Annotated in this window: 14 protein-coding genes; 2 read left to right on the top strand and 12 right to left on the bottom strand. The window is 66.5% G+C overall.

The window, feature by feature from the left end; all coding sequences use genetic code 11:
• The first annotated feature begins 9 nt into the window (after positions 1-9).
• Together ACK59H_RS13540 and ACK59H_RS13535 are read left to right on the top strand one after the other, a co-directional pair.
• On the top strand, positions 10-396 hold the full coding sequence (locus ACK59H_RS13540) for a hypothetical protein (protein WP_409264535.1): 387 nt from the start codon (positions 10-12) through the stop codon (positions 394-396).
• Positions 396-683 (top strand): helix-turn-helix domain-containing protein, encoded by a 288-nt coding sequence (locus ACK59H_RS13535; RefSeq protein WP_409264534.1) that lies wholly within the window; start codon positions 396-398, stop codon positions 681-683. Before ACK59H_RS13540 ends, ACK59H_RS13535 begins: the two co-directional genes overlap by 1 nt.
• On the opposite strand, the gene ACK59H_RS13530 is transcribed toward ACK59H_RS13535, so the two are convergent.
• The 12 genes from ACK59H_RS13530 to ACK59H_RS13475 all read right to left on the bottom strand — a co-directional run bounded on the left by ACK59H_RS13530 (position 646) and on the right by ACK59H_RS13475 (position 16,416).
• Positions 646-1,314: a hypothetical protein gene (locus ACK59H_RS13530; RefSeq protein ID WP_409264533.1), complete on the bottom strand. Its 669-nt coding sequence runs from the start codon at positions 1,312-1,314 to the stop codon at positions 646-648. The two genes, ACK59H_RS13535 and ACK59H_RS13530, sit on opposite strands and share 38 nt — an antisense overlap.
• Complete coding sequence (locus ACK59H_RS13525; protein WP_409264532.1) at positions 1,314-1,874, bottom strand: hypothetical protein; 561 nt, start codon at positions 1,872-1,874, stop codon at positions 1,314-1,316. The genes ACK59H_RS13530 and ACK59H_RS13525 overlap by 1 nt, the downstream gene beginning before the upstream one ends.
• Positions 1,875-2,408 carry a glycoside hydrolase family 108 protein gene (locus tag ACK59H_RS13520; protein WP_409264531.1) on the bottom strand — a complete coding sequence of 178 codons (534 nt, stop codon included), beginning with the start codon at positions 2,406-2,408 and terminating at the stop codon, positions 1,875-1,877.
• The gene (locus ACK59H_RS13515; protein WP_409264530.1) at positions 2,405-2,797 is read right to left on the bottom strand and encodes a hypothetical protein; all 393 of its coding nucleotides are present in this window, start codon (positions 2,795-2,797) and stop codon (positions 2,405-2,407) included. Before ACK59H_RS13515 ends, ACK59H_RS13520 begins: the two co-directional genes overlap by 4 nt.
• A 103-nt stretch (positions 2,798-2,900) precedes the next feature.
• Positions 2,901-3,245 (bottom strand): hypothetical protein, encoded by a 345-nt coding sequence (locus tag ACK59H_RS13510; RefSeq protein WP_409264529.1) that lies wholly within the window; start codon positions 3,243-3,245, stop codon positions 2,901-2,903.
• Entirely contained in the window at positions 3,230-3,793 is a 564-nt protein-coding gene (locus tag ACK59H_RS13505; protein WP_409264528.1) for a hypothetical protein, read from the bottom strand. Before ACK59H_RS13505 ends, ACK59H_RS13510 begins: the two co-directional genes overlap by 16 nt.
• Positions 3,793-5,418 carry a hypothetical protein gene (locus ACK59H_RS13500; RefSeq protein ID WP_409264527.1) on the bottom strand — a complete coding sequence of 542 codons (1,626 nt, stop codon included), beginning with the start codon at positions 5,416-5,418 and terminating at the stop codon, positions 3,793-3,795. The genes ACK59H_RS13505 and ACK59H_RS13500 overlap by 1 nt, the downstream gene beginning before the upstream one ends.
• Positions 5,419-6,201 carry a hypothetical protein gene (locus ACK59H_RS13495; RefSeq protein WP_409264526.1) on the bottom strand — a complete coding sequence of 261 codons (783 nt, stop codon included), beginning with the start codon at positions 6,199-6,201 and terminating at the stop codon, positions 5,419-5,421.
• Positions 6,202-6,205: 4 nt separating this feature from the next.
• On the bottom strand, positions 6,206-8,452 hold the full coding sequence (locus ACK59H_RS13490) for a hypothetical protein (RefSeq protein ID WP_409264525.1): 2,247 nt from the start codon (positions 8,450-8,452) through the stop codon (positions 6,206-6,208).
• On the bottom strand, positions 8,452-10,173 hold the full coding sequence (locus ACK59H_RS13485; RefSeq protein ID WP_409264524.1) for a hypothetical protein: 1,722 nt from the start codon (positions 10,171-10,173) through the stop codon (positions 8,452-8,454). Before ACK59H_RS13485 ends, ACK59H_RS13490 begins: the two co-directional genes overlap by 1 nt.
• A 30-nt stretch (positions 10,174-10,203) precedes the next feature.
• On the bottom strand, positions 10,204-10,614 hold the full coding sequence (locus ACK59H_RS13480) for a hypothetical protein (protein ID WP_409264523.1): 411 nt from the start codon (positions 10,612-10,614) through the stop codon (positions 10,204-10,206).
• Positions 10,615-10,623: 9 nt separating this feature from the next.
• Positions 10,624-16,416, bottom strand: a complete 5,793-nt coding sequence (locus tag ACK59H_RS13475) for a tape measure protein (protein WP_409264522.1) — start codon at positions 16,414-16,416, stop codon at positions 10,624-10,626.
• Positions 16,417-16,461 lie beyond the last annotated feature (45 nt).

Below are 16,461 nucleotides of genomic sequence, written 5' to 3'. Positions count from 1 at the left end.
GTTGCCCCTATGTGGCTGATGTTAAACACCGGTTTTCTCTCGATCGTCCAGCCGTCCGACCGTGACCTGGCCCAGTTCGCCCCTGCCGGCGACGACCTGCTGCTGGTGCGTGCCCGCGCCCGTGGCCACATCGAGGCCGCCTTCCCCGAGGCCGAGGTGCTCGAGGTGAAGGGCCGCGACTACCTGTTCCGCGCCTTCGTGCCGCGTGCCCGGGTTGCCGTGAAGGCCGCCGAGCTGGTGTCGGCGATCAACTACGGCAACTTCAAGGACTCGGTGCGCGACCATGCGCTGCATGACGCCTACGCGGACTGCTGGTCGGTGTTCTACCGCTACCAGCGCGCAGAGGCCCACAAGCCGCATTCTGGCGTCCTGCGCGCTCGTCGAGGTGGCTACTGATGACTGCTGCTGCCAAGCGCCCTTCCCCGATCGACAAGGCGATCGGCGCCCGTCTGCTCGCTATGCGCCAGCAGGCGGGAATGTCTCAGGCGGATATGGTGGTGCAGATGCAGCAGGCGGGCCTGTCGGTTTCGCAGGCCCAGCTGTCGCACTATGAGCGGGGCGAGAATAAGGTCCCGGCGTCGCTGCTGGCGATCGCCGCGCCCATCCTGCGCTGCAAGGTGGGGGATTTCTTCGATTTCCCGCCGGTCAGTCGGGCTGCGATGCTCGCTGCCAGCGAAGGGTAAACGCCTTGTCCAGGTCGTCGGCGTCCTGGACCTGGTTGGCGTGCTCCGGTCGAATCTTGAAGCCCAGCACCAGGTTGTTCACCGTCCCGTCCGGGTTGGCTCGGACGCGGCGGAAACCGTAGTAAACCCGCCCCGTGGCCTTGTCTGTCGCCCGGCAGAAGTGCCACCCCTCAACGATCGGCGCCTTGTCGGTCACCGCGTAATTCCCCCACCAATCGATGACGCAGTCGTTGACGTAGCAGGCCAGGAGCCGGCTGGTGCGCTTGGCCTGGTTGAACGGGTTGCGGATCAGCCAGCGGTACTGGGCGCCGACGCTGCGCTCGTTGCCCTTCTCCCGGGCGCTGTGCTTGCCGCTGGGCTCGCCGAGCAGTCCGTCTTCCAGGTTGTTCCAGAGGCGCAACAGCGGCCATGTGGTGGCTTTGTAGGCCCACAGGCCCGACGACCCCTGGGCGATGTACTTCGGCTCATGGCTGGCCAGCGCTGGGCCTTCCGGGCTGCGGATGAACCGCGCCGTGGCGATGACCAGCGGTCCCATGGGAAAGAAGGTCAGCAGCACGCCGGCGCCGATGACGATCGCCAGCCAGGTCCATTGCCAGGCTGCGGCGATGATGTAGCGAATCGGGACATTCATCAGGCAGCTCCCTTGGATTTGACGACCTCGACCAGCGAGTGCATGGCGTTGTCCTTGCCCTGGCTGCTGCGGCTGCTGCCGTAGAAGTAGGCGATGATGATCGGGATGATGGTGCCCAGCAGCACGCCAAGGATGGTGTCTGCAAAGCGCTGGCTGCCGGCCGGGATGTCGATAAACGTGATCCCGACCAGGTAGGTCATGGCGAACGCCGACCAGGCGGCGGCGAAGTAGTAGACGAACCGCTTGCTGAACACGTCGTCTTGCTCGAGCGCGGCCTTCTGCATGTCGCGGGCGCTCTGGCGGTCCAGGGCCTCGCGCTGGGCCTCGGCGTCGGCCAGGTCCAGGACACGCTGGCGCAGGGTGGCGTTGGCGGCCAGGTCGGCCTTGAGCTGCTCGGCGATCTCCTCGGGATTGCGCAGGCCGGTGACCTGCTGGGCGACGTCTACGACCTTGCCGGCAAACGCCGCGCCCTTGTCGCCGCCGAGCCAGCGGCCGACGACCTGGTCAATGCCCAGGGTCTTGATCAGGCCGGTGGCGGCCGCGATGGTGATGGGGTCCATTCAGTTGTCCTCTGCTGCGTATTCCAGGTTGCCGGCGACGCGGTTAACCCACCCGCGGCCGAACTCGTCAAAGGTGCTGATCTGCGCGATGAAGCGCAGGCGCTGGGCGGCCAGGCGCATGATCAGGTCGTTGAGGTCCATCTTGGCCATGGCGGCCAGGCTGATCGGCCCGACGCGGCCGTCATCGAGCACGCCGGCGGCGCGCTGCAGCATGCGGATGGTGTTGCCGAATCCGTGGTTGATGCCCATGTCGAACAGCTGGAACACCACTGCTGCCGGCAGCTGGCCCATCTGCGCCCGGTCCCAAAAGTCGCGCCGGTAGATGGCCTTGGCCTGCTCGAGCGTCAGGTTCTTGATGTCCAGGTCGGGATAGGCCATGGCGCTGATCCCGTACTTGGTGCCCTTGAGTTCGCCCTGGCCAACCACACCGCTGGTCCAGTTGCCCCGGTCCTTGCGGTTGTCCTGGTACTTGCCTTCGTGCCCGACGACGCGCTCAAAGGCGACCGGGAAGGCTACTGCGGCTTGGAGGGTCATACGGTGGCCCCCTTGCCAGCGGTGGCGTGCATCTGCTTGATCTGCTCCACCAGGTTGCGCGACAGCTGGTTGACGTCATCGCGCATGTCGTTGCGGATCTGGCGGGTTTCCTGGCGCAGCAGGTCATACAGCTCTTTGATCTCGACCCGGCGCATGTTCTCCAGGTCGGCCTTGATGCCGCTGCGCAACTCGTCCATTTCCTGGCGGGTGACGAAGTTGTGCTGCTCGCGCTGCAGCTCCTGGATCTGGTTGCGGTTGGCCTCGCATTCCCTTTCTAGGCGCACGAATGCGCCCTGCTGGGCGGCGATCTGCTGGCGCAGAAACCAGCCGAAGACGCTGGTGGCGATGCCACCGGCAAAGATAACGATGGTTAAGGTGTCGCCCGTCATGAGCTGGCTCCCCGGTAGCGCTGCCGCGCACGGCGGCTTGAAATGCCGCAATGCGGCGCGTGCGCGGCTCTCCCGGTACCGCTGACCGGGAGTTTACAGGCGGCTATTCCGTGGCCACAGAACGGGCTGGACTGGCGAAGTCGCGGGGGAGGTGTTCGCGGGCCAGCTCGCCCAGGTAGGCCAGCTGGCAGTGGCGGATGACGACGCCGTCGGGGAATGTCTGCCGATCGCGCCAGAACAGCGCATCTATGGCCGCCCTGGCCCAGCGCCAGCGCCGTTTGGCGTTGATAGCGCTGGCACCTCGGTAGGCCCGGCTCGACAAGGTTTCGTCGTTGTATCCCCCCAGCATGGCGTTGACGAGCTGATCGATGCCGATCAGGACGCCGATCCAATAGGGCCGGCGCCCGTATTTCGCCACGTATGCGGAGAGGTCTAGTTTGTTGGCCATACAATCGCCTCGACTTCCGCCGCGGTGGTTGCTGCATCGAGCTGGGCTTTCAGCGCCCAAGCCTTCTGGTAGTTGCTGGCCAGGAACGTGGCCACCGCTACGCCCATTTCCACCATCTGCACCGGGGTGAGCAGGTACGTCTCGTCGCTCGCGGCTCGGAACGGAAGCGCAGCGGTCGTGACGCCGGCGGTTTGCATGATCAGCGCGCTGGTGGTCTGCCCGTTGACGTTGGCGATGTCGCGCTCGTCGCGCAGCTGGACAACGTCCTGGACGTTGCCCGGGAAAGTCCAAGGCATGCCGGCGGCTTCGGCGGCCTTGCGCCACGCCTCGATTTCGCGGCGCTTGCGCTTTTGCACCACCTCGAGGAGCAGAACAAATGGCTCGACCGGCCCGAAGTCGCCGCGCACCAGCCCCTCGAAAATGGCCTGGCCCTCCAGATCGCTGTCATTCGGGCAGGCGGTATATGGAATCCAGCCCAGGGTGGCATGCTCCAGCTCGACGTTGATTTGCCCCTGCTCGGTGTACTTGGGGTTGCGGATGTTCGGCATTAAGAGACCCTCATGCAAACGGTGGCACTATCGCCGTCTGTTTCGTCGGCGTTTTGGATGTAACCCATGATTCGCCAGGTGCCAGGCGGGGATACGACCGATGGCTTGGTGCCCCAGCCGTTGGAGTAACGCATGTTGCCGCCTGCGACCAGCGAGTTAGGCGTGGTCGCGGCGCCTCCGCCGATGACGAAGAACCCATAGCTTCCGACTTCGCCGGCGCCGTTGCCGGCGTGGGGGACGAGGTTGCCGCCAACATACATGGCGATGTTGGCGAACACCCCGTTGGCGGACAGGTTGTTGGTTGCATACACACTGCCTGCCGTGCTGAATCCGCCGGCGGTCATGGTGCCTGCGATCGACATATCGCCGTTGCCGCCGTTGTAGTTCAGCGAGTACGTAGCGCTATAAGCGCCGATCTTGAACACGTTGTCGGAGTCCAGGCCGGCCTTGATGGCGTAGTTGCCTGGCCGGTGGAACACGATAGCCGCTGCGCCAGGGTTGGCCCGGACCTCCAAGGCGCCGGCCGCGTTGCCGGCGTTGAAGTTGGCGTTCATTGGTCCGGCATCGAACAGGGGGATGCCGTCAGAGCCGATGGTGATCCGCGAAACGCCGCCGGTGGCAAACGCCAGCGTGTCGGCTCCCGGGGTGTACATACCGGTGTTCGGGTCCCCGGCGAAGCTGAAAATGGGGGCCGTACTGCCACCCCCTCCGCCTGCAAGGTATTGGTTCCCAGTGTTCCAGGTGGCGCGTGCTGCGCCGCCCAAGCTGAGCGCCATGGTGTCGGCGCCAGGACTGTAAAATCCGGTGTTGGGGTCGCCGTTGAACGAGTAAATAGGCAAGGCCGCGGTGCCGAGGCTGCCGGCCAGGTATTGGTTGCTGGAGTTGATGATTGCCGCGACCACGCCGGCGGTGGTGATGCCCACCTGGTCTGCCGCGGGGCTGTAGATCCCGGTGTTGGGGTCGCCGTTGAAGCTGTAGATCGGGAGGGCGGCGGTACCGAGGCTGCCGGCCAGGTACTGGTTGGCCGCGTTGATGATCGCCGCCACGACGCCGCCGGTGGTGATGCCCACTTGGTCTGCCGCGGGGCTGTAGATCCCGGTGTTGGGGTCGGCGTTGAAGCTGTAAATCGGCAGCGCGGCCGTACCCAGGGAGCCCGACAGGTACTGGTTGGCCGCGTTGATGATCGCCGCGACCACGCCATTGGTGGTAAAGCCGATCTGGTCGGCCGCGGGCTGGTAGATGCCGGTGTTGGTGTCGCCGGTGAAGGGCAGCCCTGGCAGCGCGGCGGTACCGGCCGGAATGCCGTATTCCTTGCTGATGACCTTGTCGGCCGGCAGGGTGCAGAACACGTCGCGGGTGCCGGCGGCCCAGTTGACCTTGGTGGTGCCGCCGGCGGAGCTGGCCAGCACGGTGTCGCGGCTAAGGGTGTTCGGGCTGCCGCTGGTGACGGTGCCAATGCCGACTTCCCACGCGGTGCCGTCGGTGATGCAGTAGTACGTGTTGTTGCCGCTGCCGATACCGGCGACAAAGGTCTGGTACCCGGACGCAGCGCCCGCCAGCGACAGCGTGCCGGTGCCGGTGGTGGTGCTGGACTCGCGGACCCTGTCCGCAACGTTGAACGCCATTTAGAGCCTCTCCTCGATTCGATAGGCTTTGCTGTAAACCCCGAAGCTCGGGTTACTGATTTCGCTGGAATTTTCGAGCGTACCCCAGATGGCCTGGTCGCTCCGGTTGCTGCCGTCAACGTCCAATAGCGCCAGCAGGTCGCGGTGCAAACCGCAGTTGCGGTCCAGCTCCAGGACGCCGCCCAGGGCCTCTGCCTGGGTCAGAAAGTCGAACTTGAAGGCGACGGCCCGGTACATGGGCTGAATGTCGGTGTACTGCTGGCCACCGCGGCTGCGGCGCTTACGGCTGGGGTCGATGTAGGCGACCGACCAGTTGTAGCTGTAATTAACCTTGGGCTGGAACATCGGGCCCATGTACAGGCGCCCGGCCTGCAGGTAGCCGCTGGCGCCGCTGTCCGTCAGGTCAATTTTCCAGTAGCGGGCTGTGATCTCGCTGGCCATCACCAGCGACGCCAGGCCGTAGGCGATATCGACGCCTGCCGAGACGGTGCCGCTGTCGTAGGTGATGCCGGTGGCCACCGCCGGGTCCGTGTTGCTGGCCCGCACGCGCCAGGTCGCGGCCGCGGTCAGGTTGGTGCCGATCAGCGCCACCACCTGCACGGGCTGGGCGCTGGCCAGGTCGATGCGCAGGTTTTGCCCGGTGACGCTGGTGGTGCGCCATTTCTTGGCAATGTGCGGGTCTTTCAGGTTTTCGGCCGGCAGCGTGGGCACCTCGGTGCTCGGCGTGATGATGGTGCTGCTAGGCGCGGCCTTGTTGTCCCAGGCGAGGATGGCAGATGGCATAGGGTCACCCGAATACGGTTAGTTCGACTTCGTTGGTCGTGGCGTCCTCGCTGATCCTGACGACGGCAAATTGTCGGCCGTTATCCAGGCCCCAGCGGGGGAATCTGAGGGTGATGACGTCGCCCAGGTCGAGCTGGAAGGGCTGCGTCTTGAGGGTCACGCGGTACATAGCCCGGGCGGTGCCGTACAAACCAAGCTGGCGGTCGGCTTCGGTCTGCGCGGCCGTCTCGTCGTTGAAGAAGGCGACGATGGGGGCGCTGTCGGTGGCCAGCAGGTGCCGGTTCAGGATGCTGGCGTCCTGGGCAACGGCCAGCTTGGCGTCGGTGGCCAGCACCGCGCGGCGTTCGGCTGTGACCACGCCGGCCAGGTCGCTTGTCTGCGGGGTCCAGTTGCGGGCGTACATGACGCGCCGGCGCCAGTTCGGCGGGTTGATGCTGTCGGGCAGCGCCAGGCGCTCGATGTCCAGTATCTCGATCGGTGTAAATTCCAGTTCCGAAACACCGGCCGGCGCCTTGAACACGGCCGCCTGCAGCTTGCCGGCACGGCTGAATCCGTACCAACCGCCGATCCCCTTGGCCAAGGCCTCCATAATGTCGCGCAGGCTGGCCTGCTCGTTGATGTAGATGCCGACAGCGGCGCCGTTGTCGCTCCTGCAGGCGGCCATGGCGGCGCTATCGATCTCGGTGTCTGCCAAGTTGCCGTGCCGGCGCGCCAAGTGGTTCAGGATGTCCGAGGTTGTGACGGTCGCCGGCGCAATCAGGCCGACCAGGTCCTGCAGGAAGCGCTCGGCGATCGACAGTTCGCTGGCGCTGGCCGCTCGATCGAGGATGACAGCGCCATAGAACCGGCCATTCCAGTACGCGCCGCCCGATGCAGCACCGGTGCCGCCCTGGCAGCCCAGGAAGAAGTTTGTTGCCGTGCCCGGGTAGCCGATGGCGCTGGCGCCGGCGCCGACGTAGCGCGCCTTCTCGCTGCCGTCGACGCGCAGAGCGACATCCTTGAGGTCGCACCAGGTGGCGAGCACATGCGGGCCGTCGGCCAGCGCTGCCGGCGCCACGACGCTGCGCGCGGCACCGCCCAGGGTGACCATGCCGCCGTTGGTGCCGGCCGCGTAGTGGCCGACCTCCCAGCCGTTCGCGCCGTTGCTGCTGGTGGTCAGCAGCTTGCGGTTGGCCGTCTCGTCCCAGTCGGCCGATTGAGCGGCCACCAGGGCGGTCATGCCGCTGCTGAACTGGTAGGCGGCGCTGGTCACCGACGTCATGAACTGGGCCCCGGAGAACTGCAGGTAATAGGCACCGGTGGTGGCGTCCTTTTGCAGTGTCGGCCTGGCGCCGGCGGTGGGCTGCCACAGGTCGCGGGCGGTACCGCTTTTGTCGGCCAGGTAGCCGACGGGCTGGCCCACGGCCGTAACCTTGGTGAGGCGCCCCGCGTCCTGCCACATGCTGGTCAGGTCGCCAGGGTCGAGCCAAGCGCCGCCGGTACCGCCGGAAAACAGCGACGCCGGGGTCAGCACCTCGCCCACGGCGTCGACGGTGATCTCGCCCGCCGGCATGGCCGACAGCGTGAAGGTGCCGGTGGCCAGGTCGACGGTGTAGCCGCCGTTCGGGTTGAGCAGTGCGCCGCGGTCGTAGACGGCATCGATCGAGCGCAGGTTTCCGTCGTGCACCTGGTAAAGCAGCTGGGTGGCGTCGATCAACACCGCGGAAACGTTGAGGCACTTGCCGTAAAGCAGCGGCTTGGGCCGGCCGATGACGTTGGCGTCGCCCGCCAGGCCGCCTTCCCCGCTGTACAGCCAGCGCTGCACCGGGATCTCCAGCTTGTACCCAAAGTCGCGCACCAGCAGGCGTACCCGATCCTCGTCGACCTCCCAGCCCCGTGCCGTGCCGTCAAACACCACGCCAAACTCGCCGTAGGCAAAGTCGGCGGTACCGACCTTCACCGTCACCCGGCGGCCGTCGACGGCGCTATTGGTCACAAGGCTGTCGTAGTAGCCGTCGCTGTTGATCATCTCGATGTCGCCCCAGCCGAGCGCGGCCTGGCCGACGGGCTCGCCCTGGCCGATCAGGCTGCGCTCAAAGCGCAGGGGGACGTCCAGGCGCCCCTCGAAGTAGGTCTGTGACGGGGTGTCGGCGGCCTGGCTGATAAAACCCTGGGTGGCCGCGTAGAGCGTGGTCAGGCCGTAGGCGCCGGTCTGCTCGCCTACCAGGACGCTTAGGGGAAATTCGGATAAGGCGTAGGCGCCGAAAAGCATTATGCAACCCTTACTTCTGGCTCAAATTCGAGCGTGTAGATTCGGTTGGCGTCCGGGGCCATAGCGACCTTGGCCAAGGGTGTAGCCGCCGGCGGTGCGACCGTGCCGCTGCCCTGGCCAGGGTCGCGCACCTGCATGACGCTGATCTCGACGGTGAACAGCCGTTGCTGGTCGCTGTTGCGTAGCAGCTTGGCGATCGGGGTGTTGGGCAGCGCGGCCGGGGCGCCCGGGGCCTTGCCAGGGGTGCGGAAGGTTTCGGGGCTGATCTCGACCGTAAACACCCGCCCAATGGTCGGGCTGGTCGATAACAGCTCAAAAAGGCTAACAATTTTGCCCTTGAGGGACGAACTACCGGCCGGACTGGCGCGCAGCATCTGCAGGCGCCCTGCAAACCCGGTAATGGCGCCGGCGCCGGCGACGCTGGCGGTCAGGCCGTTGATCTTCTCCGCCTCGGCCTCGAGCACTGAGCCGCCGCCGGTGAGGGTGGTGGTCAGTGCCTCGATGTGGTTCAGGGTACCGGTGATGCTGCCTGCGCCCGCCACGGTGGCTTTTAACACCACTTCCATGATGTAGGCGGCGTCCAGGCTGCCGGCGCCGTTGACTGTGGCCGTGGGGCCTCGGATGGCGTTGCCCTGGGCGGTGACTGCACCTACGCCGTTCAGGTCGGCATCGGCCGCGTTGATCAGCTCCGGCTCAGCGTCCAGGCTGCCGGCACCGGCGACCGACACGGTGGCCACCGCGCGCAGGTCCTGGTCGGCGGTGATCGAGCCGGCGCCGGCGACACTGGCACCGGTGCCGTTGATGAGCTGCTCGTCGGCGTCGATATCGCCCGCGCCGGCGACGCTGGCTGCGCCCACTGCCAGCAGGTCGGCGTCGCAGGTGATCGAGCCGACGCCCGCTACGGTGGCGGTGAAACCCAGCACCAGGTCGACGGTGCCGTCGATATCGCCCGCGCCGGCGACGGTGGCCACCGGCCCGCGTATCGCCCCGGGCACGGCCGTAACGCTGCCGGCGCCCGCCAGGTCGGCGTCGACGTCGAGCCATAGGCCGGTGAGCGTGCCCTGGCGGATACCGCCGCCGATCGGCGCCTCGCCGAAGGCCCCGCCAGATATCGGCATGACCTCCTCGGGGTCGCCCAGCCAGCCGCGTCCGTTCAGGATTTCTGCGTCTGTTTCGAGCGGGTAGCCGCCGTTGGCTGTGATCGAGCCGGCGCCGGCGACGCTGGCCGTCGGGCCGTGGATCAGCTCGTCGTCGCCCTCGAGTGCGCCTGCGCCGGCGACGGATACGGTGGCCACCGCGCGCAGGTCGACGTCGGCCGTGACGGAGCCAGCCCCCGCCACGCTGGCGGTGGCCACCGCTCGGCGATCGGCGTCCGCGGTGATTGCGCCGGCGCCCAACAGGTCGGCGTCGGCGACGGCGTATAAGTCGGGATTGGCGGTGATGCTGCCGGCGCCGGCGACGCTGGCGGTGGCCACCGCGCGCAGGTCGGCATCGCTGATGAAGGTGCCGGTACCGGCGATCAAGTCCGCATCGAGCGGTTGGATCAGGTTCGGTACCGCGGTGATGGAGCCCGCGCCTGCGACGCTGGCGGTGGCCACCGCGCGCCGGTCGGCATTCGCGGTGACGGCGCCGACGCCCTGCAGGTCGGCTTCAAGGTCCTGGACGCCCACGCCGGGCGTGGTGGCCAGGGGCGTGACCGATAACGGCGAACTACTGAACACGGCCGCGCCCTCCTGCGGTTAAGGGGTGACTTAGTCGATCGATACGGTCAGGTTGTTGGCCCCAAAGCGCAGGGAGTCACCGACCGCCACGGCCTTGCTCGCGGTTACTGGCCCGTAGAACAGCAGGTTGCCGGCGCCGATGGTGGCGCTGTCGACGATGCCGATGTGGGTCACGGTGCCCCAGCTGGTGGTCACGCACGGCCCGAAGTTGATATCGGCAGCATTCTGCGAGGTGGAGCCGTTCGAGCTGGCCGACATGGTGCTGGTGATGGCCTGTCGGGCGTAGCCTCGGCTTGCCGGCACCTCGGCGGTCAAGGTGCCGTTATCGGTCGGGTCGGCCGTAAACAGCGCCAGGTAAACCGTGGTGGGCATGGTGTACGCGGCCTTGCCCAGGATGTGGTTGGTCAGCGCCGTTTCGGCGTAGTTGGTGAGTTTGCTCATGGGTGGCCCTTATGGTTTCTCGTTCATGCGGCGCAGCTCGCGGCGCATACCTTTCACTTCGTCCTGCAGCTCGCCGAATAGGTCGACCAGCTCGCCCAGTTGCTGGGTTTGGTCCGCACCGGTGGTGACGATGGCTTTTACCACCTCGGCCCCGCCGCCCTGGCCGCCGCCAGTTGCGCCAGCGGCCATGGCCGCCGATTGACCGGCGGTGTAGACCTGCTCGCCCCCGCGGAAAGCCACCAGCTCGGGGCCCTGCTCGCCGACCCACGCCATGCCCCGGGGCGCGTTATAGGTGCCGGTGGCAAAGCCCGGCAGCTCCAGCTGCTTGCCCAGGTTCTCGATGGTCTTGCGGATGAAATCCGCCATGGTCGTGTACTGCTCGCTGCTGGCGTAGAAGTCGCGGCCGATCTTGAGCAGCTGGTCGGCGTAGCCGGTAATGCTGCCCTGGGCGTCCTTGTCGCCGCCCCGGGCTTTCTCCAGCTGCGCGTCGAACTGGCGCTGTGCCTCGGCCAGGCGCTCGGCCGGGGTCAGGGTGCTGGTGTCGCCCAGCTTCTGGCCGTCGAGCCACGCCTTATAGTTCTCGCCCAGTTCCTTGGCGGCGGCGATCGCCTGCTCGTTGAAGTCCTTGATGGCCTGCAGGCGCTCAGCGGCCAGCACTTGCTCGAGCATCACGATGTCGAGGCCGTTGTGCTTGGCCTGCTCCAGCTCCTGCTCGGCCTGGGCGTCAAAGACGGCCAGCATGGCCTTGCGCTTGGCCTCGGTGTCGTCGCCCAGGTCGGCCAGGCGCTTGGCGATGCTGGCGTTACCGCCACGAATGGCCATATCGGCCTGTTTCATGGCGTCGGCGAACTCGCCGGCGAGGACGCTGGCCAGGCGCTCCAGCTGCGCGGCGCTGTAGCCGGCGGCCTTGGCGCTGGCCATCTCGGCGCGCTGCTGCTCTTTCAGGGCGATGACGGACGCCTCGCGGTCCATGTAACCCAACACTGCCTGGCGCTGGTCCAGGTTCACGTCCAGCTTGCGGATCTGCTCCTGGTACTGCTCGATGACGGCCTTGCGACCAGCCTCGATGCCGGCCTCGATCAGGCCCAGGTTCGCGCCCACCAGGGCGGCGTCCTTACGGGTCAGCGCGGCTTGCTTGTCGTAATCGCGCAGCGCCATGGCCTGCTGGTCGGTCAGGCTCATGCCGATCGACTGCTTGGCGGCGTCCTCGAGGCCGTCGGCCAGCTTGCGCAGGTTGGCGGCGCGGGTCTGCTCGATCTCGGCCATCTTCGTGGCGTCGGCCGCGACCGTCTCGAAGGCCAGCGAGGCCTCGGCCAGGGCTGCGTTCAGCGATTCCACCTGCTTGCTGATGTCGGTGGCGTCCATGTCCTTGATCGAGGCGTAGTTCTTGAAGATCTGTTCCAGGCGGCCGAAGGCGTCCTGCGTCGTCTCGTCCTTTTTCTTGAAGTTGTCGATGTTCGGGGCGGCGGCGGTCAGCAGCTTCTCGACGTAACCGTCCATCCAGGCGCTGAAACCGTCGGTACCGCCGTGGTACTGACCGTTTACGGACGCGGTGCGGCTCAGCAGGTCCATACCGGCGGTGTCGCCGACGGTGCCGATGTAGTCGGCCAGGTTGCCCAGCTTGTCGTTGACCTCGTCCTGGAAGCCGTCGGGCAGGTCCAGGTACTTGATCGACTTCTTCTTCTTGCCGAACAGCTTTTTCTTGACCCACACCTGGTACTGGCGGCCGCCAGTCATTTCGGTACCGGAGAAATCGGCCTCGATGCCCTGCTCTTTCAGCTTCTTGTTGGAGCCGAACAGCGAGCCGACCAGGCCGCCGATGACCGCGCCCGCCAGGGCGCCTACGGGGCCCGCAAACGCGCCAAGGCTAGCGCCCATGGCAGCGCTCGACACACCTGCCGCGGCGCCTACAACGGCGCCTGCGGAGCCCAGGGCGCCGGAGTACTTGCCGCCGCCGACCCAGTCGCCGATGTAGTTGCCGGCGATGCCGTAGCCCATGTAGCCCAGGTTGGAAATGGTGCCGGCGTTGGCGAACATGCCGCCGGAAATGTTGCCGCCGGCCATGGTCGCGCCCTGCAGGCCGCTGGTGCCGCTTGCCCAGCCGCCGAATTGGGACAGGCCCAGCCCGACGCTGTTGCCGCCGAAAGCGCCCTGCACGCCGTTCCACAGCCCATTGATGCCGCTGCCGACGCTGCCCATGAAGCCCTTCCCGAGCGTATACGCCTGGTTGAGGCTGCTCATGGTGCTCATGAGGTTACCGCTCCCGCCGCCGCTGTTGGCGGCGCTGAAACCGCCCCCGCTGAATAGGTTGCTGAACCAGCTGGTGGCGTTGCTGGCACCGGTGCTAACCACGTTGCCCAGGGACTGGAGAAACGACAGGCCGCTGCTGCCGACGCCGCTGCTGCCGGTACCGGAACCACTGAACAGATTCCCGAGGGACTGGAGCCAGCTGGTGCCGCTGGTGATGCTTTGACCGCCAATCCCGGCCGTTTTCCCGTTGCCGTTGCCCAAGACGTTATTGAGTATCTGGTTCACGTTGTCGCTGCCCAGGCCCATGATCGAGCCGGTGCCCTGGAGGATCGGCAGCAGGATTGGCTTGATGGCGGCCTGGTAGGCCAGCTCGGCCACCAGGCGCTTGAACATCGACTTGATGCCGTCTGTCATCTTCTGGAAGGCGTTCTCACCCTCCTCGAAGGCCGAAATAAACGACTCTTTAAAGCCGTCCTCGATCTCGCCGGCGATCGACGCGAACTTCTGCGCCATCGGGTCCAGTTGGTTCTGTGCCTCGATCAGCTCCTTTTTGGCCAGCTCGAGCGATCGGCGGATGGCCTCGACCTGCTCCGGGGTCTTAGCGACCTTGGCCAGCTTCTCCAGGTCCGCGACCTGCTTGTTGTACTTCTCCTGGGCGTTGGCGGTGGATTCGACCATGCGCTGCAGCTCGGTGGCCTGGTCGACGCGCAGGCGGGCGCTGTCGTTGGCCGCCTGGGCCTTGCGCAGCTCCTCGGCCTCGGCCTTGACCGCTGCCGCGTTCTTGCCCGACAGGGCCGCGCTGATGGCCTTCTCGTTGTTGTAGGCGCGCAGGGCGGCCTCACCCCCAAGGATGGCGGTGGCGTGCGCCTGCTGCTCGGCAGTGTCCTTCTGCAGCTCGGCGGTGGTCTTGGCCAGGTCGGCGCGATCTCGGGCGTCGTGTTCCTTGTTGATCAGGTCGACGACCTGCTGGCGGGCCGAGGCGTTGACCTTGAGCATCTCCTTTTCGACCTCGGCCTGGATGCCGGCGACGCGCACGGCCTCGGCGTTCTTGCCGTATGCCTCGGCCAGCCGGTTGGCGTTGTCGATGGCGTTTTTCTGGTCCTTGATGAAGTCCTTGAGCGCGTCGGCCTCGCGGTTGGCGTCTTTTTGACTGTCCTTGCTGGGCGTGGTGTTGGCCTTGATGGTCGCCAGGATGCCGGTCATGCGGTCCTGGGCAGCTTTCAGGGTGTCCTGGTACGCCTTCGCGCCGGCGGCGCCGGTGCGGTTGGCGGCCTCGGTGACGGTCATGACGCCCTCGGCCACCAGCGGCGCCAGAGCGGCTGCTTTTTCGGCGATAGCGATCGCCTGCATGGCGTTTGCCTCGAGCACGGCGGTGCGCATGGCGCTGTCCTTGGCCTTGGCGGCTTCGGCGGTATTGGCGTCCTTGAGGGCTTTCTCGTACTTGTTCAGGGCCTCGGCCTGCTTGGCCAGCACCACCACGTAAGCCTGGCGCTCGGGCGAGAAGCCCTTTTGCGCGGCCTGGTAGGCGACTTCCTGCGACTTGAGCATGCCGATGGTGTCGCGGGCAGTGACCAGCTTGCCGATGAACTTGGACCACTCCTCACCGTTGGCGTCCATGCTGGATGCGCCGTCGGTGACGTTCTTGTTGAGCCCCAGGATGGCCTGAGCGGCCATGTCGGCCGGGTTCTTGATCAGGTCGATGCGGGCCTGGTAGTTGGCCGCGCGCTTGGCGCTATCGTCCATTTGGACAGCGGCCGCGCCCACCTTCATCTTGAATTCTTCCATGGCCTTGCCGGTGTATCCGGCCTTTTCGGCGATGGCGGTCAACGACTCGAGCATCTGCGTGCTGTCGATCTTGCCCGAGCTGCCCTGCTCGATCAGGTCGGCGACCTGCTTTTGGCGCGCCAGAGTGGCTTGTTGCTCGGCCAGGCTGGTCGGTGCGCCGGTTTTGCCCGAAGCGTGCTGCAGGCGGGTGAGCTGCTCGAGCTGCTCGCGCATATTGGCCACGGCGCCCTTCATGGCCTCGTTCTCGGCCTCCAGGTTCTTAGCCAGGTCCAGGCGCAGCGACTCGCGCTTGGCCTCGTTGAGGGACTTGAGGTGCTTCAGGTACTCCTGGGCGTTGCGGCCGGTGTCCAGGATGGTCTTGTTGAAGTTGCTTTCAGCTTCCTGGGCGGTGGTGGCGTTGGCCGCGTACAGCAGGTAGATCGCCGCAGCAGCGCTCAGGAGGCCGATAAGCGCGCCCAGGGGGTTGGTGAGGGCAATGGCTGCCCCGAAGCCGGCAGCGGCCTTGCTGGCCGTGCCAAGGCTCAACCCGAGGGCCGACGCGCCCACGGCCGCGGCGCGGGTGCCGACGCTGAACGCGGTCATGGCGCTGGTGGCGCTCAGGATTGCCCCGGCGACCTTGCCGGCGGCCCACAGGCCGATAAACACGTCCAGGTGGTCGATCATGAACATCAGCGCCTTGGCGCCCACGTCCAGGGCGACGGCCAGCAGGTTGATGGCCGTCGTGGTGCTGTTCAGCGCCTCGTTCGACTCCAGGCGGGTGATCAGGTCGGCGATCGCCTTGCCGAACACGGCCGACGCGCCGGCGGCCTCGTCCGCGCGGCCCACCAGGTTGATCATGGTGCTGTCGACGCGGGCCATGCTGTTGCTGACGCTGATGAATACGCCGGCGAACTCCTGGTCGATGTAGTCCTTTTGCTGCTGCAAGGCGCCGATCATCTTCTTGGCGGTGATCTGGCCTTCGGCGCCCATGGCGCGCAGCTGGCCGATCGAGACGCCGAGGCCGTTGGCGATCGCCTGGGCGAGCCGCGGGGCCTGCTCCATGACGGAGTTCAGTTCGTCGCCGCGCAGGGCGCCCGACGCCATGGCCTGGCTGAGCTGGAACAGCGCCGCCTCGGCCGACGCGGCCGGGGTCCGGCTGATCATCAGCGTCTTGTTGATGGTGTCGGTGACGCTCACCAGCTGCGTCTGGTTAAGGTTCAGCTCCTGGCTGGCCCGGGCCATACGGGCGTACAGCTCGACGGTGCCCTTGAGGCTCTGAGCGGTCTGCTGGCTGATCTGGTACAGGTCGCGCCAGGCGCTGTTCATCGCCTGGGTGGACTCGGCGGTCAGCATGATCTGCCCGCGCAGGGCGCCATAGGTGTCGGCGTAGTTCATCAGCTGGCTGACGCCCAGGCTGATGCCGATCGCCGCCATACCCGCCTTGAGCAGCTGTAGCGCCTTGCTGGTGGCCTTGGCCTGTTCTTCGTGCTTGCGCAGCTCGTTGGCGTTGAACGTCAAGGCTGCGGTCAATTTGAGGACGGAGCCGGTGGCAGCGGCCGTGGCCACCTCGTAAAGGGACCAGGCGCGCGCCAGGCTGCCAATCTGTCGTGCAAGGGTGGTGGCGACGCCGGCGATCGACTTGAACGCCGACGTAACCATGCGCTCCATCCGAATCGCGGTTGTTTCGACCTGGCGTCCCTGGCTCTCGAATCGGCCCAGTTCGTCCCGTGCTCGCTTGATGTCGCCCGTGTCGACCTCAAAGCCCAATACCGCGATGTCTTCGCTCATGCACCACCCTGCTGCTTGGTAGGCGGTTTGTTCTCCGCCTGGTGA

Source organism: Pseudomonas sp. KCJK9000 (assembly GCF_046230725.1).
Taxonomy (GTDB): domain Bacteria; phylum Pseudomonadota; class Gammaproteobacteria; order Pseudomonadales; family Pseudomonadaceae; genus Aquipseudomonas; species Aquipseudomonas promysalinigenes.
Note: the sequence above shows the minus strand (reverse complement) of the source record. Positions and strands in the feature narration are given on the sequence as shown.